This window comes from Methylobacterium sp. CCH5-D2 (genome assembly GCF_001556475.1).
GTDB classification, from domain to species: Bacteria; Pseudomonadota; Alphaproteobacteria; order Rhizobiales; family Beijerinckiaceae; genus Methylobacterium; species Methylobacterium hispanicum.
The window spans coordinates 1-22,706 of the sequence record NZ_LSIX01000117.1; the positions used below are offsets into that span (position 1 = coordinate 1).

Below are 22,706 nucleotides of genomic sequence, written 5' to 3' on the forward strand. Positions count from 1 at the left end.
GCGGGCGCGTGTTGAAGGCGATGGCGGTTGCCGGCGCGGCCTCCCGGGCCGCGTTTAGGATGGGCCATGAATCAGGCCTACGTGGACAGGCTGGTACGCGTCGCGATTGCTGAGGCCGGGCAGGGAGACACCTTTGAGGCCTTCCGCTGGTAGCCGACGATGCGTCACGGCATCCCGAAGGTCGGGGCGCCGCTGATGATGTCGCAAGAGCCAGCGTGCGCGACGGACAGCGACGGCGCCCCGGCAGGCCGGCATTCAGCTTGCCGTCGTTCGTCGAGAGCCGCGAACGCTGCACCATGAGCGTTTCAATCTGACGACTGGCAACCCCATTCACGAGACGCCGGCCGGATCGGGGAACGCGGCCTTTCCGCCGGACACCACGGACGAGCGCAGGGCAGGATCGAGCTTTACTGCCGTCTCACGGCAGAAGGTTCCGAAGCGTTCAATGATCGATTCCCTCGTCCCCCCGAGGTCGAGATCCTCGCTCGGCTGCGGGGTCAGGATGACCTTCTTCGCGACGCACATCCACTCGTTGCCGGGTTGCAGATCCTGCCTGTGCCGGTACGGTGCCAGCGCGGCGAGGAAGTGCCCCCTGGCCTGCTGCGTGCCTGGGCCGAGGTAGAGTTCGGCGACCGCCCGGTCCCCGTAGCGCTTCAACTCGAACAGCAGGAGGCGATTGCTCGCGGTCCACTTGACGGCCTCCATCATGCCCGGCAGCCCGTCCCATTCGGCGCAGGCGAAGCGTAGGGAGGTCGTGCTGCACTGGTCGGCGACGAAGGTGAGGCCCTGGCCCGCGAACCGGCCGGCCATCTCGTCGACCTGATCGCGAAGGCTGGCGAACACTCCGCGCATGCCGTCGGGGCGGCGGTCCGCGAGGAACGTGAGGGCGGCGCGATGGCTCGTCCAGAGCTTGCGCGCGATCTCTTCGAGGGCATCATCGGTCACATGGTGTCTCCGCAACATGCCGAGAAAGCCTGCGAGCGCCGCCGAAGCGGCCGCATCGCCTCCCGGGACCTTCACCTGCTCGAGGGCGGGCACGAGCGCCTGGTACCGGAGCGGGATCCAGACCTTGTCGAGCGGATCCTCCGGGTCGACGGTCAGGAACACGTATAGACGCCGCCAGCCCGGTCCGCCGAACTCCTTCTCGACCGTTCGCCGGTAGCCCTCAAGCTGGCTCGGTCCCTGTCGCGAGCCGATCTTGAGCTCGACGGCGACGACGAGCTTAGCGTGCTCGACTCGGACCAGGATGTCGATCCGGTGCCATTCCCGACGTACCTCCGCCTCGTCAAGATCGAGCAGGTGGACGCATAGCGGGGCGAGTCCCTCGGTCCCGATCCCTGCTGCGCGACCCGCGCGAACCGCCTCCATGAGGAAAGTGCGGAGGAGCCTCGCGCCGAAACCGTGCGCCTGACGAGGGTCGAGGAACGCCGCGAGGAGATTGCCGAGAGGGACCTCCCCACGAACGACATTGAGGGCCTCGAACAGGCAGAAGCGCCCGAGCGCCTTCTCCAGGTCGACAAACGCGGGATCTCCGACGATCAGTCGCTCGAGGCCGTCGACATGGATCGAGAGGCCATCAGGGCCGTTCGACAGCTCGGTCATCGTTCGACGGCCTTACGTCCCAGGGCATGCTTCGACAGGCGTTGAGCCGGATTTTGCCTGGTGTACATTCCCCGAGGTGCCCCGTTCGATCGCTCACTGCCCGCTACATCGCGCATCACCCCTGCGAAGAGCGTCCTTTGCAGGCGCGAGGCGTCCTCGGCCCGCGGCCTTGGCAGAATGACCGTCGGGGCGCATCCCCTCCCAATGTATGGAAATAGTAGGTCAGGCAATGCCGGGGCCGCCACCTCTAAGTGGAAGCATGCGTCCGAAGTCCCGGAAGCCAGAGCCGCCGTTCTCTCGGTTGAGAAACGTCCTGGCCGCTCTCCCAGAAACCGGGGATCACGGCTTCGAGGGGCTGATCGCCGCAGCCTGTAGCCAACTCGCCGGTGTCCCGTTCCGCCTCGTCGGGTCCGGGCGGCAATTCGGTCGCGACGCCGAAGGTGCTGTCAGCGGCGGCGCCATCCTCGTCGAAGCGAAGCGCTATACGACCCGCTTGTCCTACGCCGATCTCTCGACGAAGCTCATCGAGGCGCTCGAGCGCTCGCGCCGTCATGTCGAGGTATGGTGCGCTGCCGCCACGGTGGCCCTGGACGCGGCCGACGCCGGTGATCTGCGCTTCATGGGAGAAGCGCGCGGCACGACGGTGCTCGTTCTGGACTGGACGCAGCCCGTGCCGCCGCTCGCCGTGCTCCTGGCGACTGCCGCTGACGCCGTCGTCGACTGGTTCTCACGATGCGCGCCAGAGTCCGCCTCCGAGGTCGAGCGCGACCTCGTCTCGGTGCGGGCACACCTGCTCTACGCCGACCAAGCCGGTGCCCTGAGGGCCGAGTTTCGCGGGCGCTCGCTCGGCCTTGCCTCGGCACGACGGCTCAACGCGGCCTGGATGCAGCGGCACCTCTCGGACGCCAGCCTCGCGGTTCACACCTTCAACCAAGTACTGGCTCCTCTCGACCCGTCGATGCGACCAGTTCCCCTGACCCGCGCGCGCCTCGAAGCGCGCGTTCGCGACGCGATCGGAACCTGGAGCCCTGATCCGAGCGTGGTCGTCCTTACCGGAGCACCCGAGAGCGGCGCGGGTGGACGCGGCGACGAGGGCGTCGGCAAGACCTGGGCGGCTGTGCGCTCCTGGCTGACCTTCCCGGACAGCGCAGACCGCCCGCGACCGCTCCTGCTCTTCATGGCTTCGCACATGTGGCGGGACGGCGACGAGAAGACGCCCATGGCGCTCCTTGCGCGGCTCGCGGCCGAGCAGACGGGTGTTGCCACGGCCGGGGCGTCGGAACGCTGGCAGGCCAAGCTCGAGCGCTGGCTCACGCGTTCCGATGATGCCGTCGAACAAGTGCCCGCGATCCTGCTCGTGCTCGACGGCGTGAACGAGCGCACGCACCATCCTTGGCCCGCATTGATTTCCGCACTCGTGCGCGAAGCGTGCTCGAAGGCGCTCAAGATCGTCGTTACGACCCGCCGTGGCATCTACGAACGCGACCTCGCTGCCCGTCTCGGACGCGAGCAGCAGGTCATCACGGTCGAGGCGTTCTCTGACGAGGAGCTCGATCACGTCCTCGAGCAGGCAGGACGGGCACCGACGTCTGTTCGCGAGCCGCTGCGCGGCTTCCTGCGCAACCCGCGCGTACTCTCGGTCGGGCTCGATCTCCTTGACCGCATGGACCCTGACGAAGTCAGCGTCGAGCGGCTCCTGTTCGAGTACCTGCGCAGGCGGCAAGAGGTACGCAGTCGCGGCGGCGCCCACACTCCCGAGCAGTTCGCCCGGATGCTCGTGCATCACGCACGTGAGATCAGGGAACGGCTCCTTGACCAGATTCCGGCAAGGCGCGCGGTCGAGTTCGACGATCGAACGCTCCACCAGCGACTCGGGCTGCCCGCCGGATCACCGAGCGTCGTCGCGGATCTTGGGGAGATCATCGACAGCGGCTTCATCCGGATCACCGACTCCGCGCGAGGTAGCTATGCACTGCGCGAGCACGGCCGGACGCTCGGTCTCGGCCTGCTCGTGATCGATGAGCTCGAGGATGCCGCTCGCGACGAGGGAGCGAAGCTCGATCAGGTCCTGACGACGATCGTCGACCCGATCCGTGCGATCGACGAGACCGCGCTCGTGCTGCTTGCCGCGCTCGATGTCGCGGCAGCTGACCGCAGCATCGGCGACCAAGTCGTGGAAGAGCTGCTCCATCAGGTTCTCACGCTGCAGAACATTCCGGGTGGCCCGCGGACGCGCATATTCTCGGGGCTCGACGAACGCACCGACGCCTTCCTGGCCGTCGCCGGCCGCCTCTATGGCGAGCACGCGCGTTTCGGGCGTCGCGAGTGGATGAAGGACGCGCTCCTCGCCGCTCGCGATCGGCCGGCGACGGCCAGCCGGATCGATCGCGCTGTTCGTTGCTGGCTCCGCTCCTGGCAGTCCGAGCCCAAGGCGCCGAACTTGGATGGCTACCCAGAGGAGCAGGCGCGCCGCGCCCGGGCACATCACAACGAGGCGGAGCGCCGGCATCGGCAGGATATCGCGGACCTCGCCGCAGCCGAGCGGGCATTTATCGACCGCGAACTCATCCCACTGCCGCACGACTATGCCCAACGCCTCGACGAACTCGCGATCCCACTTCTGGCCGGACGATCGCTGCACGACTTCGCCGATGACCTTTTCGCGTGGTGCGTGGCTGTCTCCGCGGGTTGGCAAGCTGGCGGATCGTTGGAGACAATGTACTGGCTTCGCAGGCTCGATTCGGTCGGCTGGGCGGCGACCACACGTGCGATCGGCGCGCAAGTCGCGGCGTTCCTTCAGCCTGATCGGTCTCGCATCTTCCAGTGGGCGATCGAATATGCCCTGAGTGGAAGCAGTGACCCTGCACAGGCGCGCATGGCGGAGGACGTCTGGCTCTCCGAAGAGGAGGGCCCGCGACGCCAGCGGACAAGACCGGCCATCGAGCTCCCGGATGTCGATCCTCTCGACCCTGAAGCCGCGGAGCCGAACGACGGGCTCGATGAGCTGATTCCACGTTATCGCGCTTGGACGGAAGACCGTGGTGGCGAGCCACCGGCGGTGCTGATGCGGAGCTTCGATTCGCCCTTCGTGCGCGCGCGACTTGTCTTATGTCGCTTCAGGGCCGCGGCCGTCGCCGAGATCCACCGGGATCTAGCGGCGCGTTGCAGAACGATCCCCGGTGTCTCGCCCACGGTGCTGGCGAACTTCTTGAGGCACGACACCGCCATCCTTGCACCCGTCACGGGCGCTCTCATCGACTGGCTGGCGGACCTGCGGGCGCGGAGAGACCTCGGGTTCAAGGAGGTTGATGCCCCAACCCTCTTGCTTGCATCAGTGCTGCCGCATCTCGATGCCGAATTGCAGTTCGACCTCCACGCCGGGCAGCGAGCCGACGCTGCGGACGCCTTCTGGCTCGGACGGATGTTCAAGCCGATGGCCGCCAAGCTCGTTGGTGAGAAGCTGCGTGCCGTGGCCCCGACGAGGTCTCCGCTGCAGGCGAGATTGGCACTGATTGCAACGGCCGATGCTGGCAGCGGTGCGGCAGCGGTGCGGCAGGCCGCGCGAGAGGCTCTCGAGAGCATGGACGCCATCCTGAGAGCGGCGGCATTCCGCGCTATGACGCGCGTCGGCGGTAAGGATGACGACGCACGCTTCGCTGCGACATGGCGCAGACGTGACGATCTCGTCGACGAAGCACAGGTCCGTGAGGATTTCTGGGGTTCCCTGTGGCTCAGCCGCGTTCACGGAGTCAGCGACGATCCGACGGTCCTTCGCATGCTGAATCCTGCGCTCCGAAGCATTGCTCTTGAACGTGCCGGTCCCCGGGTATTGGAGGCAGCGATCGACAACGTGATCGAGGTGCTGGGCGAGGCAGATCTGCGAGGCCTTCTGCCGAACGGGCTCGATGTCGACATCGTCCGATCCGACGACGTCCCCTCAAAAGGCGATCCGTGGGGGAGCTGGCATCGGGTCGGGTTCCCGATCCAGGACGAGGAGTTCGAAGCTGTCGACGGCTCGCGTCAACGCGTCCGCGACATGCGCGACTTCTCAGCCTTGAGACGCAGGCTCGAGGCTGCCGGACGCGAAGTCCTGATGTACCCATTCACGAGCGCAGCCCTCGACCGTGCTGGCACGAGGGCACCCGCAGCAGTCGAACGATTGATCGAGAGGGTTGAGGGTCTCGCGCGAACGGAGAGAGCCGCGCTCGCGGCAGTTCTAGCGCACGATCTCGGCCGCATACTCTCCTACACATGCCCGGAGCGAGCGACGGCGCTGTTCGCGCTCTACGAAGCCGTGCAGCCGATCCTCCCAGAGGTTATGCCGACCAGTGGGCTTCCTCGATCGACGCTTCTGATCTGGCGAAGTGCCGGCCAGAGCGAGATCGTCACGCTCCGCCATCGACGGTTGGACGCGGCGTCGAGCGACCTGCTAATCGCGCGCGAGGTCCTCGCGGCCGAGATGGCGGGTCGCCATGACGAGATCGTAGATTATGTCGCCGAGCGGCTGTCCGGGGATCACCCGGCGGAACTCGCGCGAGCGATCACGGTCGCCGGGTTCGCAGGCTCGGATGACGGCCTTCAGCACGCCTTCGCGGACGAACGTTTCCGAGACGGATTCCTTGAGCGCGTCGCGGCTGCCGCCAGGCACAACTTCGAGACGGCACGATGGGCCGTTCATTGGCATCGCGCGGCAGCGGTCGCTGAAGACCCTGTTGATGTCTGGCGCTTCGTTGAGCTCGCGTCCGCCTGCGCTGACGCTCGCTGCGTTCTATGGTCCGATGAGAGGGAGGGCAGCTATTTGTTTGAGTGCCTCCGACCGACCATACATGGTCTGTATGAGGCAGCGGCGCGGCACCACAACAATGAACACCGTAAGACGCTGTTCGGGCACAGCAAGCCGCTGCACCAAGTCGGTGACGGTCTTCCCAGCCATGTCTCGGACGATTGATGGACCGTGCGCGCCCTTCGCTCAGTGAACACGAAGCGTCGACGCCGCATGGCCAAGAACGTCGTCTTAAAAACGATTCGGATAGGTTTATGTGCCTGAATGGCAGGAACGATCTTCCGGCTCGGGGCAATTCAAGTCTTCACCGCCATGGAGAACTATCCTCCGCCACACATGCACGCTCGTCACATGGTGCAGGGGTGGGTCGCCTAGTTCCGCTTCTCGTTCCGCTCAGATGTAGCGGCGCTCTATATGTTCAAGCAGCGGGGTCGAAACATGCCATCGTGGATGGCCCCGCGCACGCCTGCTATAGCGCTATGACGGGCGCGCAGGCGAGCCTCTCGCTTTCGCTCATCTCACGGCCACGCCTCTTTCGGGTATTCCCTAATTACTGACCGACAGCCTTGATCGTCACCGACTTTTCGACTCGGAGTCCTTAGTACGCTGCCGCGATTTTGCTGGTGTTGGACTGCTCTTGGTAGCTTCTGACAACACACGCCGAGCGCGAGGCGACTTTGCCGGGGCTTCGCAGAAAGCCAGCAATCTCTGCGCATACGCTACCGAGGCCTCTGCCACCGCCCCTTTCGTGACGAGGAACACCCATCCGAAAAGGAAGATGGTGAGTGGGATGCAGATTGCGACGCCGAGCCATAAACGTTCGCCTGTAGGCATCGCCAGCGCAAGAAGGAGACCATGCACCCCCAGCGCGGTGACGCTCAACGCAATGCCGAACGGCTTGAGACCTAGGAGATTACGTTGGAACCCGTAAGATATGTTTTCGTCGAGAAGAAGAGCTGACCCTGCACTTATTCGACTGTACTCCAGCAACCAATCGACCGCCGATCGTGCGCGGCGGAAAGCCTCCTCCGGCCCCACCTTTTCCTCGTCAGCCGTCGATAGTGTCCTGTCATGACGTAGCAGGAAGGCGTGATAGCGAGCCTTGGTCTCAGCCACGAGCGTGTCGTCGGAGTGCGTCAGGAGCTTGGCGGTATGATCTCGACCTACCTTACGTTCGAGTCTGCGCTCTACGACCCTTCCACGATTTCTCGCAAGTTGCGCCATGGCGTAGAGCACGCCGCACGCGCTGCCGACGGCCATGATAGAACTTACGACGGACCATGCCCCTGGGTACCAGTACAGGGCGACACAGAAGGTTGGGAGCAACGCCAGGAGTGCTGGCTTCAAACGCGCGTTCAGTTCGTAGCGGCTCAGGCCGACGTGCCGGAGAAGGTCTGTCATTCGGCCACGCGCTCCATCGCCAATGCAGAAAAAGCCTGTGCACCGAGTTCGGCGGATAGGAACGAATAGCCGTCGGGATGGGCGATGAGCATGAGCACCGGGAAGAATTGGCGGAGCGCCAAACGTGCAGCGGTCGCAGCATCCAAGGCTGATGGGCCACTCGGCACGAGGTGGCTGTGCCAGGTCCCCAGGACGTAGAGCGACCCGCCACTCTCCTCGAGAAGCTGACGAACGGATTGCCTCAGGCCCTGGACGCCCAGCACGAAACGTTCGGCGGAAAAGACGCTATCGGGCGGAGCGGGCAACAGGTCGACGATCTGGAAGGCCTCTCCGACCTGCGAGTAGCGGCCGACGATTACTCCCCCCGTCTCGACGCCGGGACGCGCGGCGATGGCCGCTCTGATCTCCGAGTCCACCCTTGGGCTGATCCTGACCTCGACGGCGGCACTCCGCACCACGATGCGGGGTTCGATCTCGGCCGACGTCCACGACTGAGAAAGCCCGTCAGACAGGATATGCCCGACGTGCAAGTTTCCTTGCGCAGGCGCCTCACCTCGCCCGAGGTAGCCGCATACCGTCTGAGCCAGACCCGCTGCGAGCGCGCTGAGGCGGTCATCAGGCATAGGGAATGTCAGGGCACCGCAGCCCTGTCCGATGTCGATTGCCTGCGCCTCGGCACTGAAGACGCTGGTCCTGAGCCCTTCGTCCTTGGCGAGAATGCGGTAGGACTCCGCAGCAAGGTCGCTCAGGTTGGGGTTACCGTTCACCCCTTCGAAGGCAGCGTAAGCGACGCTTCCTGCACCGAGGAGGTGAGCGTCGGCGAACCTCGGCCTTGCCTCCCACTCACGGAAGGAGACGACCTCGCGGAGCAGGCTGGAGCCGGTCGTGTTCACGACTAGGCGGCAATCGCCGAGCTCCGCGCGTCCCTCAGGGGAGGCACACAGTTCCTCCACGCTGCCAATCTCGAAACGCGGCTCCTGTCGGAAACCCAACAGGGTATGCGCCAGGACCTGCGCCTTGTACGCCATGGCCCCGCCGCGGACGTCCGGCTCCGGCAGCAAGGCGTGACGAGCGTAATTGTGCGGCGCCATTGATGCGCGGTCCACCATGTCCGTCGGCCCGAGGCCGCGCCTCGCTGCATGGACGGCGATTTTCGATCCGACACTGCCGCACCCGAGAAGCGCCCAGCGTGGCCTGTCGGCTTCTACCGGATCGCCGGACGCTCGACGCAGGAGGTTCACTGAGATGTCGTCGCGGACTCCGCAGAGGCGGACGTTTCCGATCCCCCTCAGCAGAGCGTCGCCGGGCTCTAGGTCGAGGAGGTAGGGACAGATCTCAATGCTTGAGGTGCTGCCGACGAGAGCGAATGGCCGACGGACGAGAAAGATGACAGGCAACGGACAGGCCTGGAACCTGCCCTGATCCAACCGAAACGCGATATGATCGAGCTTGGCTCTCAACGTTTGGGCACATCGGTACAGCGTAGCCCGCTGGATGAGATCCTCGAACGTCTCGACGTTCTCCGGAACAGCCGTGTCGATCACCGTCGGAGATCCGTCGGAGTCCGGGCCTGAAACCACCAGGGCGATGCCCCGGCCCCTGGCGGCCGTCTCCGATATCTTCGTTTCGCTGCATTGAGCCCTGGCAGGATCGACCCGGACGGCCGGATTGAGCGCGACCCGCATCATCCGCTTGCCGTCGCCGAGGTCGAACCGGAGGTAGTCCGTAGCAACGACCACGCACTCGCCTGACGGAACCGCCAGCTCCCGGATCACGTCGGGATCGAGGATGATCTCGTCGTCGAGGCGATTGCGCCGGACAGGCTCCCAGCCCTGCTGCGGGTTGTTCAATTGCAGCATGGCGGCCTTGTCGAGCCAGTCCGCGAGTTGGTCGAGATAGCCCGAGAAGCCGCGGGCCTGGATAAGCTCGGACGGGAAGGCTTGTACGACGCAAGGCTGCGGCGGCAGCCCAAGCGATTTGGGCACCGGGAGGAGGTGGGGATGGGTGCGGTCGAAATCCGCCCGAAGAAAAGCCCGGGGCGAACCCTGGGGGAAATCCGCCGGGAAGCGAATGGTGACGCTCTCGACGGACCGGACGCCGCTCGGACTGACACCGGCGATACGCCAGGCGGACGGCAGCTCCTGCGCGATGTCCAGTTCAGCCCAGACTGTTCCGTCCTCCTGCGATCCCTCGACACGCACGGCGCGTACGGCCGGGTGAGCTGTGGAGATCCGCAACGCCCTGAGGACGGCGGGTGCGATCGAGGCATCAGCCATGGGCCAGGGCCTCACTGCCGACACCCGTGGCAAGGCCGCCGGCCACCCCCGGGAGGAGACGGGACGGCTTGACACCGAAATAGCTGATGCTGATCTCCAGCGGATCGTCGCCCGGCTCATCCGCGACACACCGGAAGGGGCCGAGGACGGGTTTGAGGATCGCCTCATATTCCCGCTTCGCGCGGATGCAGGGAGGATCGCGGTTGTCGTCCAGGATGGCGTTGCTGCTCGAGACGATGATCGCGCCGGACGCTGCCTGCGCGAGCGCCGACCTTGCCCGTTCCGACACCACGGCCTTCTCGCGCTTCTCCGACCAGCTATCCCAGGAGAGGCTGTGCCAGCTGCAGTGATGCGGCGCCATCAGGACATCATAGGTCAGCTCCTGGTCCGTGTACCTGTCGCGGACCCTCTCCCAGATGGCAACCTCGGCGTCGCCGCCGAACAGGAAGCGCCCGGCGGTAGGATTGCCACCGGCCGCCAGGGTCAGCCGCACGATCACGCTGGAGTTGTTTTTTGAGAGGACCTCCGCCTCCGCGTCGTCATCGGCGAGCATCGGCGCCAGAAGCAGCCCGGAGAACGCCGCATCGGTTACGCCGCAGATCGTCGAGAAAACCGATCCGGCCGAGACGAGGATCGGCAGGAGATCGTCCGTCTTGCCGTCGACGTCCTCGCCCAGGATCTGAATGCGGTCGCCATCGGCGAGCCACCCCTGTGCCCGGAACAATCGGACCCGGCGGCGAGCCTCGTCGCGCCATGCCTGCGCATCCTCGCACAGGGTATGCCCGCCCTTGGCGTTCTTGCGATCGGCACGGCGGAAGACGATCGGCGACGACCACATCTCGCGAATAACGATCTTGTCGTCGGCCTTCACCCACGAGGAAGGAGGGCCGAGGTGGAAATGGCGCCGCAAGCCCGCGCAATGGTCCTGGTCCGGATGCGTGAGCAGGAAGGCATCGACGAACAGGCGCCCGCTGGCATCGCGGGTGAGGCGGTCGCGAAGCTGGGCGCCAACGTCTGGGGCCTCATCGTTCGGATCGTCGGCCGCGACGCCGATCTTGCAGTCGATAAGGAGACGACGGCCGCTTTCTAGCAGCATGAGAGTCATGTCGCCGTTGCCAACCTTGAAATGGGTAGTCTTGGCGGACATCGCCGTCTCCATGAGATTGTTTAGACCAGACAGCTGACAGGGTTGCTGTTGATTTCGCCCGCCGCTCGATCTCAGGCGTTCGGCGTGTCGCGTCCGTCCGGCTCGCGGGCCACTCCCTTGAAAGGAGTGCCATCGTCCTTGACGCTCATGAGGTGACCCGTGCGCTCATCGCGCTTCTGCCAATGTCCGTCAGGACGCTGGAACTGCGTTCTCCCGGTCACTGCTCCCCGACGAAAGCCGTTGCCCGTGTTCTTCGCCATCTCCAGCCCTTCGTCGTTGAGTTGCAGCGCAATGCGGCGCACCTGCGTCGCATGCATAGCGGCACCTCCATCATAGGCGTGCCAACCGCTTTGATGATACATCCTGTATCGCTACTCCGAACAAAGTGGGCGCCTTGTTCTTCGGTGTCAAGGGACCTACGATACGCCTACAGCGAACAAGGGGACAACGCGGATATGGCCATACATGGACGACGGCATCGATGAGTTTCGGTCCAAGGATCAAGGAACTTCGGATCGCTAAGCGAATGACGCTCGACCAGCTCGCTGCCGCGACGGGGTCTTCCAAGAGTTATGTGTGGGAACTCGAGAACAAAAACCCTCCGCGACCGTCAGCAGAGAAACTGTCTGCTATCGCTACCGCGCTTGAGGTTACGGTAGACTATCTCCTTGGGTCTGACAGCCAGTCTCTCGGCGATGCACAAGATCAGGCTTTCTTCCGAGAGTACAGTGGTATGAACCCGGACACGAAGCGGCAACTCCGGGAGATCGCCAAGACACTAGGCGGTAAGCGGCCGACATGAAAGGTGCCCTGCCACAGCCTCTTAAGGAGGCGAACAATCTGACGATGATGCTGGACACCGTGCTCGGGCTGAACAGGTTCGAGAATGGACCGGTCGATGTCGAACGCTTGGCCATCGAATATTCCGCAAAGACGGCACCAGCGACTCCGATCCGCGAGGTCATCGACCGCGACCTGCCCGGCTGTGTCGGCGCCCTCGTCTACTCCGATACCCCTCCGCGGCAGTGGGGCATTGTCTGCTCGGCCGGACAGTCCGCGGGGCGCCGCAACTTCACGATCGCCCATGAATTCGGGCACTACGTCCTCCATCGCAGGATGATCGAGGACGGGGGCGAGTACGACGGCGGCATCTATTGCGACGAGGGTAACGTCCACCGTGGAGAAGGACCTGATATCGAGCGACAGGCCGATCAGTTTGCGGCCAATCTTCTCATGCCCTTTAATGACCTACGGAATTTGCTTTCGGCGCGGACGCGTCCGGACTTCGAAGTTCTTGGAACTCTTGCGACCCGTTACGGCGTTTCCCTGACCGCTGTGATCCTGCGGTGGCTCGAGTTTACGCAGACCCGGGCCTTGGTGGTCGTTTCGAACGAGGGATTTGCGCACTGGGCCAAAGCCAGTGAAGCGGCCTTCAAAAGTGGGGTCTTTATCGCCACACGGGCAAACGTCTACGAATTGCCCTCAGCTGCAACGGCGGTGACGGGAGACCATTCAGACGAAGCGAAGACCGGCATTTTGCGACCCGGTGGATGCTGGTTCAGCGAACCTGTGCTCGAGATGTGTATACGGTCTGACCGCTATGATCGAGAGATCACTCTACTCCACCTCGAGGACAACGGTCCGTATCATCATGATGATGAACCGCTCGAAGATACTATAAACCTCTTTCACAGAACCGACAGAAATCGGAGACTTGATAAAACTTAGAGACGTTCAAACGCCGCGCACCTCGTGCGTCCTCGGCGCAGCTTATGGTGGGACTAGCAACGCGGAACCCGTTCCGCCAGCGGATCGACACCAGACAGGGCCAAGACCCGTTCTACGGGGCTTGGGGAGCAAAGCGACGAGAGCCGCGGTGCCGCCCGCAAGGGCGGCAGGCGCCATCCTCCCTTCGTCGGGCAACCGCGAGCTGGCCTACCTGACGTCGCTGACCTGACCCTCCTGTCGTACCAGAAGCGTGAGCTTCTAAACTGGGTATCGTCCGCACTCTGAAACTGTGCCAGCATCCGAAGGGGAGAAGGAAGCGCACATGGAAGGGCACAATCTCGAACGACTGAAGGCTCACATACTGCCCCGGTCCGTCGCGCAAGAGTTCAACGCGGCGCGATCAGAGTGGGATCTGATGTACGTCGAGATCAGCGATGAGCCTGACCATTGCCCATGCGGGCAGCAAATTTTCGAGCATTGCTACATCCGCAACCGTCTCACGCAAAGCGAGACCTATGTCGGAAACGTCTGCATCAACCGGTTTCTGGGCATTGACACTGGCAACCTCTTTGATGGCTTGAAAAGGATCCGCGACGATCCTTCCGCGAACGCAAACGAGTCCTTGATCGAATACGCGAGGCGGAACGGGTTCCTTTTCGACAAGGAGTATCAGTTTTTGCATAGTACCAAGCTCAAGAGGAAACTCAGCGGTCCACAATTGCGTTGGAAACTAAAAATCAACCGCCGCATTCTCGATCGAACAGTAGTCCGTCGGCGAACGGATAGGCCGGGGACGTAACGCGTTCGGAGCAGCATCCTTGGTTACATTCGACGGATGGAGAAGGTGTGCCATGTGGACTGTCGTCAACTTCGGGAAATGGCAGGACAAGGGTAAGACCCTGCCGCAGATCATCGTGAGCGATCCCGACTGGTTCTTCTGGGCGGTGGAGACGAACAAATTCCTCGGGTCATTGAAGACCGAGGCCGCGACGCTGGCGCGACGGGCGCAGTCGATCAAGCTGCCGGCAAGCTTTGGAGGCGATCACTGCATTCAGTATATGCTGACGCCTGATGGAAAATTTGCCGACTTCAACATCATTCCGTCTGATCAGTCAGCACACCTCGGATCGAGTTCAGAGATACGACGTTCGCATCTCAGTCTTCGCATGCCACGTGAGATCAACAAGTACGACAAGCTTGGGGGCAGACAGATTATCAGGACCTTCAAGTACCATTGGTTCAACAACAAAAATCTGACGAAAAAGGCCATCGAGACTTTCTTTGATACGGCTTCCCATTTTGCAAAGCCGTAGCCGGCGAGAGAGGATCGGCGCACCTCGGGGCTCTTGCGTAGGGTCGAACAAGCCTACAGATATCGGCCCAAAGTGGGTCGTCCAGCGGCTTGCCTCACCTGAGCGCCTACGGGTTCCAGACCACGAGGCGTGAAGGACTGGTATGGGCATCGAGGTGTCGGCCACGAAGGTCGTGACGGTCAACGACGCTCACCAGAATGGTGTTGATACGTCGGTAGAAGCGAACCCCACTCGTGGGCGACTGAAGGGCATCCGGCTCACCCACGTCTTCAGTCGCAACCGGAAAGGTGGCCGCCGCGACGACGGCAATCCTCTGATGCATGCGCTGAAGGGGCGACGGGGGTATTCCATCATGCCGTTCTGGGAGCAGCAACTCCTGACGCGCGCGGAGCATATCCTTGCGAAGGCGAGCGAGGACCTGCAGGGCTTTGACCACTGCATGCCGATTCCGTCGTCGTCAGCGTTCTGCGCTCGCTTTGCTGCTCTCGTGTCGGCGGCGTCAGGAGCACCGCTTCTGGATCCCTCATTCCTGTGCAAGAGGCAGGTCGGCGAGCTCCTGGCAGAGGCACGCGCCGCCCCCCCCCAAAAATGCGTCCTGGCTTGAAAGGGGATTTCAGCTCTCAGCTGCACGCGTGGGAGCAGATGGACCCGACATCGATCTACCAGGCGAAGGACATCGACGTTAGCCTGCGCCAGTTCTTTGGTGCTTTTGCGCTAACAGGCGATCCCCCGGAGGTTCGGGGCACGCGCATTCTGGTCGTGGATGATCTGTTCGCGAGCGGGTCATCGCTCCTAGCTGTGAGGGAGATCCTTCAGAACCGACTCGGTGCCGAGGTCGCGTGTGTGTGCTTTCTCAGCGGTGTGTAAGGCCAAGATCGTTACCTTGACCTGGCGGGCCGGGGCGCTTAGATAGAAAACGCGTTGGAGATATCCACGACCTTGTATCAACCTCAGGGTCGTTAAATATGAGGCAAGGCCTGAAAACCTTGCAGGTCCGTGCTGGCACCGTGTCCCGAGGTCATACCCGTAAGGGGAAAGTATCGGGAAGCTGCGAAGCGGGTGGCAAGAATACGGAAGGGGAGGCTGAAAAGCCTCCCTTTTTCGTGTTCGGCTCCCGCATGGTGTAAGCCGATTCGGCGACTTCGCTTTTTACAGCCTTCGCCGTTCTGCAGACTTAGCGGCCCCATGTGGGACCGACTAATGCTTGAACTTGATATTTCGAACACAAGACACTCGAATCATGCTCTGTTCTGGAGCGTTGCGAGCTTCCTGGCAGCACCACGCTGTGCCCTTAGACGCTCGCCGTATCGGGCTGGCATCGCCGGAGTCTTCCAGGATCCAGCTTGCATCACCTCGAGCAGTTCGAAGCCGGCCGCGAACATGTCCTGCGTCGCCCCGACCCGCGTCGAGTGCCCGGACGGCAGGCGCGCCAATTTCAGCCCGGCCGCCGTCGCGAGATCACGAAACACCCGCGCCACCTCCCCTCCCCCGAGCGCAGCCGCGCCGATTTGCCCGCCCTTTGTCAGCGGCCGGAACAGCGGCCCGCTCTCGAGGTGCGCGGCCGAGAGCCAGGCCGCGATGTGCTCCATGGTGTCCGGGGCGAGGTACTTGATGGCCCCCTCCCCTTCCTGGTCGGCTTTCGAGCGCCGCACCAGCACGGTGCCGGAGCCGTCCGCGCCCTTGTGCAGATCCCCTATATATAAAGAGACGAGTTCGGAGCGGCGCAGCAGCGTGTCGTAGGCGACAGCGACCAGCGCCGCGTTGCGCAGCGCGATCAGCGGCGTCTCGCGCTTGGCCTCCATCACGCGCCGATGCAGCCGCCCAGGTGTTTTGACCTCCAGCATGCGCTCGACGCTGGTGCGGTTGAGCGGCTCGGCCTGCTTCTGACGCCGTCCCTTGGCCCGGTTCATCCGCTTCACCGCCAGCCGCACGATCTCGTCAGAGCAGGGGTTCTGTAGACCGGCCGCCCGGTGCAGCGCCGCGATCGAGGAGCGGTAGCGCTCGACCGTGGCGCGCGCCTTCATCTCTCCCTGCATGTCGATGAAGGCGGCGACCGTCTCCGGCGTCGCCGGCAGCATCGCCCTCCCCTCCCCCCGGCACCAGGCGGCGAAGATCCGGCTGTCAGCGGCGAGCGCACGGACCGTGTTGTCGGCGAACGCGCCGCGCGCGGCTCGCGCGTGCTGCTCGAGCCGCTCGATCAGGAGGTCGAGACCGGGCGGCAGCGCGTCGGCGAACGGGACCGGCGGAGCGAACGCGTCGCGCGTCGGCTCGGGGGCGGAATCGGCGGCGTCTAGCTCCATGGCGGGAGCTTAGCCATTCAGATCCTAACGATCCACAAATTTCCCACGATAGCTCCTATTATCAGAGGCAATTTGAGACGGAGTGATGTGCCTCAGGGCGCAGCGCAGCGTTCAGCCACGGGCCGATCGATGGCTCACCGTCGTCACATCCATCGATCCATAAAGTGACATCGAATCAGATATGGCACGAGAGCTCGATATGATATGATCGGGTCCGCTCTGCTGATTGCATGGGATTGCCATGACATTTGTCACTGACGTGAAGTTGGCTGCCAACGGACGAATGGTTCTCCCGCAGGCCGTGCGCGAAGCGTTGGGTGTGACGGGTGACACACGCATCATCGTCACCGTCGATGGCTCAGAGGTGCGTCTGTCACCGATCGCGAACGTCGTTACCAAGCTCCAAGCCCTCTACCGCGAGCATGTCAGACACGACGCGGACACCGCGGCGTTTCTGGAGGAACGGCGCGTTGACGGCAGCGATGATCAGGATGCCAAGGCGTGAGCGCGGTCGTCTTCGATACCTCTGCCGTCATCGCGCTTCTGCGCGGCGAACCGGGAGCGCCCATCGTCGCAGGTCGTGTCGGCCAGGCCGCCATGTCCACCGTCAACCTTCAGGAACTGATCAAGGCGCTGATCCTCCGAGGCGTGGTTCTTCCGGTGATCGAGGAGATGATTCAGGAACTGCGCCTTGACCTGCACGCACACGATCGCGAGGCGGCCTTCGCCGCAGCACGGCTGACGGAAGCGACACGTTCACACGGGAGTGGGCTCGGCGATCGGACCTGCATGGCGCTCGCCATCAAGCTCGGCGTGCCGGTCCTCACCACGGATCGAGCCTGGGCGAAATTGAAGATCCCTGGGCTCACGGTCGAGGTCGTTCGTTGATTGATCCCGATCTGACTGGTGCTTCGGAACTTACCAGGGGAAAAGCTGGTGCATGGCCGTTGTTACGGGCAGTCGTAAGGCGGGGTCTGGGATGTTGACAGTTATTATCAGTTCGAAGAGCGCATGGTCCCAGATCAGAAGCGAGGTGACACGATCGTGTTTGCCAAAATGTCCGCCGACAAGAGCGGCGGCATCCGACTGGCTGCGCGTTAATTGCACGTACGACTGCCAGTGCTGCCCGTAGCCTTGCCTACCAAACTGACGTCGTGGCCGCTCCGCTTCACCGGGCAGTTCGACTTCTTCGCAGCCGAGGGCTGAACCATCGAAACGCGCGATCGGCATTGCCAGTGGCGACGACGTCCGTCAGGGGATGCGCGATGTCCGTCCTGACCGATCGTCAACGCATTGAGCTCGCGCTGCCCGCCTATCTGCTGTTCGCGCTCAGCAAGCTGCCGGGCGTGTTCGCCCCGGCCGATCCAGCCCTGGCCGAGCGAGCCGAGGCCGACATCGCCGCGTTGTGCGAGGACCTACGCATCGCCTGCCTGGAGCCGTTCGCGGATCTAACACTCCACAAGCAGCAGGCGGTCCTGCGCCGGCTCGACCGCATCGGCAAGAATGTCATGGCCGAGTGGGCGGACCAGTCCTCGCTCAGCCTCGTCCTGACGCTCTGGTACTTCCTGAAGGACCTGGTCGACCGGGAGGTGCTAATCCTATGGCAGGGCTCGGCCATGGATCGGGCAGTGCACACCCTGCTACCGATGTTCGAGCATGGCTTCGAGGAGCATAAGCGGGATGCCGCAGCCCAGGAGCAGGCTGTCCGGTTGCTCGCGCGTCTGCGGGCCGAAGGGCTGTACGGCTGATCAGGCACGCAGCCACCTCCTTGTGCCCTTCCATACTGCGCTCTTATGCGAGCGGCCTCTCGCACGAGGATCATCGCCACCACGGCGATCTACGCCGACGTGATGGGCGCTGAGGAGCGGGAGATAGCCGCAGGCATGTGGTAGGGCATGCAGGAAGCGAAATCGCTAATTTTCCTAGATGCTTGCGGGCTATCGCATAGATCCTGCATCGGAAACGGCCACGCTGAAACCCACTACATATAACCCTTGTTAAAGGGGTTATGCCCCCCCGCTCACCAGCCCTCCCCCCTGTCGTTCTGGTTGTCGAAGATGAAGGCTCCGTGCGCATGGTCGCCGTCGATATCCTGGAGGACGAGGGCTTCACGGTGCTTGAGGTGGCCACAGCGGATGAGGCGTGGCCGGTGTTGGAGCGCTGCAGCGATATCGGCGTGCTGTTCACTGACGTGAACATGCCGGGAAGCATGGACGGGTTGGCGCTGGCCGCGCGCGTGGCCGAGCGCTGGCCGCACATCCGGCTTGTGCTGACCTCGGGCCGTTGCGGTCTCAGCACCCACGAGATCCCCGACCATGGACGGTTTTTGCAGAAGCCCTACCGTCAGCGTGACTTAATCAGCGCCATTGCCAGCGCAGCTTGAGCCGTCCTAGGCGCGCATCGGGTCGTGACCCAGTGCGAGTTTGCGGGTTGTCCCGCAGGGGGTACACGGAGCGAGGTCGATGCCGCTCTTTTATTTCGATGTCCGTACACAACACGGGCTGGACGCCGACGACACCGGTTTGGAGCTAGGGAGCGCTGAAGCTGCGTTTCTGGCGGGGTTTGCCGCCATTCCGGGCATGGCTCTCGATCTGATGCGGCACGGCAAGGCCCCTGGTGGGTATGCCTTCCAAATCAGGGATCGATCGGGCAATCTCCTCTGGGACATCCCCTTTGGCGAGGTTCTGGGCCAAGTGACCGAACTGCCGCGGCGTCCATAATCCAGGCACCCAGGGTGACGTCACTGGGGCTGCTTCGTGCCGGATTACGAGCGGCGTGAGTGGTGATGCTAATGGCGCCGAGAGCGGCTTCGCATCATGATCAGGAGGTCCGCCCGGAACTGAGTGCGGTCCCTCTTCACACCCCCCGCATTCGTCACCTGGACGTTCTGGCAACCGGCGTCTGCCCATCTATCCGCCAGGCACATCGCGCTGCCTGCATGGTGCCGGGTCGCTGAACGAGCGTCAGCACCGCACGTTGCCGAGATGGTGAAGGGAGAGCATGTCAAAGGCGGCATGGTCCGCTTTCATGGGGTCGTGGTTCTCAAGCCCAACCGGTCATACTGGCTTATGTTGCGGACGAGCCTACCGGCGGTCGTTATCCGGCAGGGGCGTGCTGCAGGGTCGGCATTGGCTTTCTAGGTCCGCTTCATCAGAGCAATTTCTAGTTGTGTGTGAAAGTAGGCACTCGGACTAAAATGTTGTCTGGCCAGTGCGTTGCGGATAAAAGGCCAGGATCAAAGAAAGAACGACGTGTGAGTGGGGCGGTCCTGAATTCCCTGAGCCGAGAGGAGCTTGAGGCCGAGAACGTACGCCTGCGCGCGGCCCTGGCGGCGGCTGGCATCGACGCGCAGCAGCAGCGGGTTGAGCAGGCCGAGCGGGACGGCCAGCACCGGTTAGAGTTGGCCTTCAGCCAGGGTGAAGCCGAGCGCGCTCAACAGGAAACCAGGACTGCGCACACAGAGGCTGCGTCCGCTGCAGCCACCCACCGGCGCGACCTAGCGCAATCCGGTGCGGCATTGACCGCCTCACAGGATCAAGTTGCCAGTTTGGGAGCCGCCCGGCTCGCGCTGGCGCATAGTGAGGCCCGTCAGCGCGCGATCTTTGAAAGCGCAGTCGATTTTGCCATCGTGGTCACGGATCGGGACGGGATCGTCACCGACTGGAACTCGGGCGCCGAGAACGTGATGGGCTGGACCGCCGCGGAGATGCGTGGGCAGAGCGCCGCGCGGTTCTTCACGCCCGAGGACCAGGCGAACGGGCGTGTCGCGTACGAGATGCGACGGGCCCTTGAGACGGGTCGCGCCACGGATGAGCGCTGGCACCTCCGCAAGGACGGCCAGCGCTTCTGGGCCTCCGGCGAGATGATGCCGCTGCTGGACGACGCGCGCGTGCACCTCGGCTTCGTGAAGATCCTGCGCGATCGCACGGCGCAGCGGAAGGCCGGTGAACAGCAACGCGCCGATGCCGAGTTCATGCGCAGCGTGCTGGCCGCCTCAGCCGATTGCATCAAGGTGCTCGACCTCGACGGTCGCCTCAGCTTCATGAGCGAGGGCGGTATGCGGGTTATGGAGGTGAGCGACTTCAACCTGATCAAGGGCTGTCCCTGGCCGGATTTCTGGCAGGGACAGGGGCATACTGACGCCCTCGCCGCGTTGGAGGCGGCCAAGGCCGGTGGCGTGGGGCATTTCCAGGGACAGGCAGACACCTACCTCGGCACGCCGAAATGGTGGGATGTACAGGTCACGGCGATCCCCGGTGCGGACGGCCAACCGGAACGGTTGCTCTCCGTCTCCCGCGATCTCACGAGCCAAAAAGCGGCCGAACGTGACCTTGCCTGCAGCGAGGCGCGCTGGCGCGGCCTGTTCGAGGGTATGCAGGAGGGGTTTTTCCTCGGCGAGCTGATCCGCGACGCAGAAGGTCACGCGATCGACTACCGTTTTGTGGAGATCAATCCGGCCTTTGCCCAACAGTCAGGCCTGCCCATCGACAGTGTGGGCAAGACAATCCGGAGCTTCGTGCCCGACATCGATCAATGGCTGATCGATAACTATGCCCGCGTGGTAGAGACCGGCAAACCGACGCTGTTCGAAATCACCGTGCCGGAACTCGACCGCACGTTCGAGGTGCGTGCGAACAAGGAGCAGGATGAGCGGTTCAGCTGCCTGTTTCTCGATGTTACCGCCCGCAGGCAGGCCGACATCCGTCGTGCCGCGATGGCCGAGCTGGCTGACCGGCTTCGCGACCAGAACGATCGGAGGGAGATCTCCCGGATCGCCGCCGAAATCATGGGTCGGACGCTTGGGCTGAGCCACGCCGGGTACGCACAGGTTAATTCCGAGCAGGAAACCGTCACGGTGGCCGAGGCATGGTCCTCGCCCGATCTGCCCAGCATCGCGGGCGTGCACCACTTCCGGGACTACGGCAGCTACATCGAGGATCTGAAGGCCGGGCGGGATGTGGTCATCGCCGACATCACCCGCGACCCACGCACCGCGCCGGATGCCGCAGCGCTGGCCGCCATTAATGTAGCCGCCGTGCTCAACCTGCCGGTGATGGAGCACGGGCGGTTCGTGGCCCTACTCTACGCCCTTCATCCGAAGCCACACGCCTGGTCGCCGGAGGATGTCGCTTTCGCGCGCAACATCGTTGACCGGACCCGCGCTGCGATTGCCCGTGTGGAGGCCGAGGAGCAGCAGGCGGTGCTCAACCGCGAGTTGAGCCATCGGCTAAAAAACACCCTGGCGATCGTGCAGGCGATCACCACGCAAACGCTCCGCAACGCCACCGATCTGAGCACCGTCCGTGATGTCCTAGGCGCGCGCCTGATCGCGCTGGGCAAGGCCCATGACATCCTGCTCACCGGCCAGGGCGAGAGCGCCGATATGCGTGCGGTGATCGCAGGCGCCGTGGAGCTGCACGACGATGAGCGGAGCAGGCGCTTCACGCTGGAGGGCCCGGCTCTGCGCGTCGGGGAGAGCGCGGCCCTGTCGCTGTCGCTGATGATCCACGAACTGGCGACCAACGCCGCCAAGTACGGCGCCCTCAGCGCGCCGGGCGGCCGGGTGCAGATCGCCTGGACCATCAACGGCGGGGCTGGCGAGGAACGCGTGCAGCTCACCTGGCAGGAGCAGGGCGGTCCGCAGGTCACCCCGCCGACCCGCAAGGGGTTTGGCTCGCGCCTGATCGAGCGTGGCTTCGCTGGGGCCGTCAGCGGCGAGGTGGTGACGACCTACCCGCCGGAGGGTGTGATCTGCACGCTGAAAGCCCCGCTGGCGGCTTTCCACCTCGACCTAGCCCCTCACGGCCAATCCACCTCGGCTTGAAGGATCACCGCCGGATGGTGGAACAACCGCACTCCATGGTGCATTGCACACCTCACGTTTGCGTCGAACGCCGCAGCCCCCTTTCCGTCATGCCCGATCCCAGCGACTCGCTGGGGCCAAGCGCAGGACTTCAGACCAACCCGCGCGAAGGGCTATGATCGTGCCGAATTCCCGGCAACCCCTGCAGTCTGCCCCTGCCGCCAGCGCGCCGCTGGTCAGCCTGCGGCGAGACGTTGGCCAGCTGTTCGAGACCGAGCGGCGCCTCAACGCCGTGCTCAACAACGCCTCGGTCTCCATCTTCCTGATGGATGACCGCCAGCACTGCATCTACA

At 63.8% G+C, this 22,706-nt stretch carries 18 protein-coding genes; 12 read left to right on the forward strand and 6 right to left on the reverse strand.

Going from position 1 to position 22,706, the window contains the following annotated elements; genetic code table 11:
• Window positions 1–330: 330 nt before the first annotated feature.
• Window positions 331–1,602: a PD-(D/E)XK nuclease family protein gene (locus AX737_RS02375; protein WP_066918712.1), complete on the reverse strand. Its 1,272-nt coding sequence runs from the start codon at window positions 1,600–1,602 to the stop codon at window positions 331–333.
• A 301-nt stretch (window positions 1,603–1,903) separates the two neighbouring features.
• Between AX737_RS02375 and AX737_RS02380 the strand changes: the two genes are divergently transcribed.
• Window positions 1,904–6,550 carry a hypothetical protein gene (locus AX737_RS02380; protein ID WP_066918714.1) on the forward strand — a complete coding sequence of 1,549 codons (4,647 nt, stop codon included), beginning with the start codon at window positions 1,904–1,906 and terminating at the stop codon, window positions 6,548–6,550.
• A 408-nt stretch (window positions 6,551–6,958) separates the two neighbouring features.
• Here AX737_RS02380 and AX737_RS31700 read toward each other — a convergent pair whose 3' ends face one another.
• The 4 genes from AX737_RS31700 to AX737_RS31705 all read right to left on the reverse strand — a co-directional run bounded on the left by AX737_RS31700 (window position 6,959) and on the right by AX737_RS31705 (window position 11,526).
• Window positions 6,959–7,501, reverse strand: coding sequence for a hypothetical protein (locus tag AX737_RS31700; RefSeq protein ID WP_245293380.1), 543 nt, complete (start codon window positions 7,499–7,501; stop codon window positions 6,959–6,961).
• Between the two features lie 281 nt (window positions 7,502–7,782).
• Window positions 7,783–10,062 (reverse strand): Mov34/MPN/PAD-1 family protein, encoded by a 2,280-nt coding sequence (locus tag AX737_RS02385; RefSeq protein ID WP_066918716.1) that lies wholly within the window; start codon window positions 10,060–10,062, stop codon window positions 7,783–7,785.
• On the reverse strand, window positions 10,055–11,209 hold the full coding sequence (locus tag AX737_RS02390; protein WP_066918718.1) for a metallohydrolase: 1,155 nt from the start codon (window positions 11,207–11,209) through the stop codon (window positions 10,055–10,057). Before AX737_RS02390 ends, AX737_RS02385 begins: the two co-directional genes overlap by 8 nt.
• 71 nt (window positions 11,210–11,280) lie before the next feature.
• Window positions 11,281–11,526: a hypothetical protein gene (locus AX737_RS31705; RefSeq protein ID WP_245293381.1), complete on the reverse strand. Its 246-nt coding sequence runs from the start codon at window positions 11,524–11,526 to the stop codon at window positions 11,281–11,283.
• A gap of 164 nt (window positions 11,527–11,690) precedes the next feature.
• On the opposite strand from AX737_RS31705, the gene AX737_RS31710 reads away from it, so the two are divergent.
• From AX737_RS31710 to AX737_RS32845, 5 genes are all read left to right on the forward strand, one after another.
• The gene (locus AX737_RS31710; RefSeq protein WP_082772831.1) at window positions 11,691–12,011 is read left to right on the forward strand and encodes a helix-turn-helix transcriptional regulator; all 321 of its coding nucleotides are present in this window, start codon (window positions 11,691–11,693) and stop codon (window positions 12,009–12,011) included.
• Window positions 12,012–12,055: 44 nt separating this feature from the next.
• Window positions 12,056–12,937 carry an ImmA/IrrE family metallo-endopeptidase gene (locus tag AX737_RS31715; protein WP_245293382.1) on the forward strand — a complete coding sequence of 294 codons (882 nt, stop codon included), beginning with the start codon at window positions 12,056–12,058 and terminating at the stop codon, window positions 12,935–12,937.
• A gap of 322 nt (window positions 12,938–13,259) precedes the next feature.
• Window positions 13,260–13,736, forward strand: coding sequence for a hypothetical protein (locus AX737_RS31720; RefSeq protein WP_082772833.1), 477 nt, complete (start codon window positions 13,260–13,262; stop codon window positions 13,734–13,736).
• 52 nt (window positions 13,737–13,788) lie between these two features.
• Window positions 13,789–14,250: a hypothetical protein gene (locus AX737_RS02395; protein WP_066918720.1), complete on the forward strand. Its 462-nt coding sequence runs from the start codon at window positions 13,789–13,791 to the stop codon at window positions 14,248–14,250.
• A 142-nt stretch (window positions 14,251–14,392) separates the two neighbouring features.
• A complete protein-coding gene (locus tag AX737_RS32845; RefSeq protein ID WP_156453493.1) occupies window positions 14,393–14,854 on the forward strand; it encodes a hypothetical protein in 462 nt (153 codons plus the stop codon).
• A 634-nt stretch (window positions 14,855–15,488) separates the two neighbouring features.
• Here the strand turns inward: AX737_RS32845 and AX737_RS02410 are convergent.
• Window positions 15,489–16,550, reverse strand: coding sequence for a tyrosine-type recombinase/integrase (locus AX737_RS02410; protein WP_066918727.1), 1,062 nt, complete (start codon window positions 16,548–16,550; stop codon window positions 15,489–15,491).
• A 241-nt stretch (window positions 16,551–16,791) separates the two neighbouring features.
• On the opposite strand from AX737_RS02410, the gene AX737_RS02415 reads away from it, so the two are divergent.
• From AX737_RS02415 to AX737_RS02440, 6 genes are all read left to right on the forward strand, one after another.
• Window positions 16,792–17,055, forward strand: coding sequence for an AbrB/MazE/SpoVT family DNA-binding domain-containing protein (locus AX737_RS02415; protein WP_066918729.1), 264 nt, complete (start codon window positions 16,792–16,794; stop codon window positions 17,053–17,055).
• Window positions 17,052–17,438 carry a type II toxin-antitoxin system VapC family toxin gene (locus tag AX737_RS02420; protein WP_066918731.1) on the forward strand — a complete coding sequence of 129 codons (387 nt, stop codon included), beginning with the start codon at window positions 17,052–17,054 and terminating at the stop codon, window positions 17,436–17,438. The genes AX737_RS02415 and AX737_RS02420 overlap by 4 nt, the downstream gene beginning before the upstream one ends.
• A gap of 377 nt (window positions 17,439–17,815) precedes the next feature.
• Complete coding sequence (locus AX737_RS02425; RefSeq protein ID WP_245293383.1) at window positions 17,816–18,298, forward strand: hypothetical protein; 483 nt, start codon at window positions 17,816–17,818, stop codon at window positions 18,296–18,298.
• A 260-nt stretch (window positions 18,299–18,558) separates the two neighbouring features.
• Window positions 18,559–18,933, forward strand: a complete 375-nt coding sequence (locus AX737_RS02430) for a response regulator (RefSeq protein ID WP_066918733.1) — start codon at window positions 18,559–18,561, stop codon at window positions 18,931–18,933.
• A 79-nt stretch (window positions 18,934–19,012) separates the two neighbouring features.
• Window positions 19,013–19,270 (forward strand): hypothetical protein, encoded by a 258-nt coding sequence (locus tag AX737_RS02435; protein WP_066918735.1) that lies wholly within the window; start codon window positions 19,013–19,015, stop codon window positions 19,268–19,270.
• A 533-nt stretch (window positions 19,271–19,803) separates the two neighbouring features.
• Complete coding sequence (locus tag AX737_RS02440) at window positions 19,804–22,374, forward strand: PAS domain-containing protein (protein WP_066918737.1); 2,571 nt, start codon at window positions 19,804–19,806, stop codon at window positions 22,372–22,374.
• The last annotated feature ends 332 nt before the right edge of the window (window positions 22,375–22,706 follow it).

Excerpts from the sequence above, each read along its gene's own strand:
- AX737_RS02430 (WP_066918733.1), top strand. The coding sequence starts at position 18,559 with ATGCCCCCCCGCTCACCAGCCCTCCCCCCTGTCGTTCTGGTTGTCGAA.
- AX737_RS31720 (WP_082772833.1), top strand. The coding sequence starts at position 13,260 with ATGGAAGGGCACAATCTCGAACGACTGAAGGCTCACATACTGCCCCGG.
- AX737_RS31710 (WP_082772831.1), top strand. The coding sequence starts at position 11,691 with ATGAGTTTCGGTCCAAGGATCAAGGAACTTCGGATCGCTAAGCGAATG.
- AX737_RS31715 (WP_245293382.1), top strand. The coding sequence starts at position 12,056 with ATGATGCTGGACACCGTGCTCGGGCTGAACAGGTTCGAGAATGGACCG.
- AX737_RS02425 (WP_245293383.1), top strand. The coding sequence starts at position 17,816 with ATGTCCGTCCTGACCGATCGTCAACGCATTGAGCTCGCGCTGCCCGCC.
- AX737_RS02395 (WP_066918720.1), top strand. The coding sequence starts at position 13,789 with ATGTGGACTGTCGTCAACTTCGGGAAATGGCAGGACAAGGGTAAGACC.
- AX737_RS31705 (WP_245293381.1), bottom strand. The coding sequence starts at position 11,526 with ATGCATGCGACGCAGGTGCGCCGCATTGCGCTGCAACTCAACGACGAA.
- AX737_RS02385 (WP_066918716.1), bottom strand. The coding sequence starts at position 10,062 with ATGGCTGATGCCTCGATCGCACCCGCCGTCCTCAGGGCGTTGCGGATC.
- AX737_RS02410 (WP_066918727.1), bottom strand. The coding sequence starts at position 16,550 with ATGGAGCTAGACGCCGCCGATTCCGCCCCCGAGCCGACGCGCGACGCG.
- AX737_RS02435 (WP_066918735.1), top strand. The coding sequence starts at position 19,013 with ATGCCGCTCTTTTATTTCGATGTCCGTACACAACACGGGCTGGACGCC.
- AX737_RS02375 (WP_066918712.1), bottom strand. The coding sequence starts at position 1,602 with ATGACCGAGCTGTCGAACGGCCCTGATGGCCTCTCGATCCATGTCGAC.
- AX737_RS02390 (WP_066918718.1), bottom strand. The coding sequence starts at position 11,209 with ATGTCCGCCAAGACTACCCATTTCAAGGTTGGCAACGGCGACATGACT.
- AX737_RS02415 (WP_066918729.1), top strand. The coding sequence starts at position 16,792 with ATGACATTTGTCACTGACGTGAAGTTGGCTGCCAACGGACGAATGGTT.
- AX737_RS32845 (WP_156453493.1), top strand. The coding sequence starts at position 14,393 with ATGGGCATCGAGGTGTCGGCCACGAAGGTCGTGACGGTCAACGACGCT.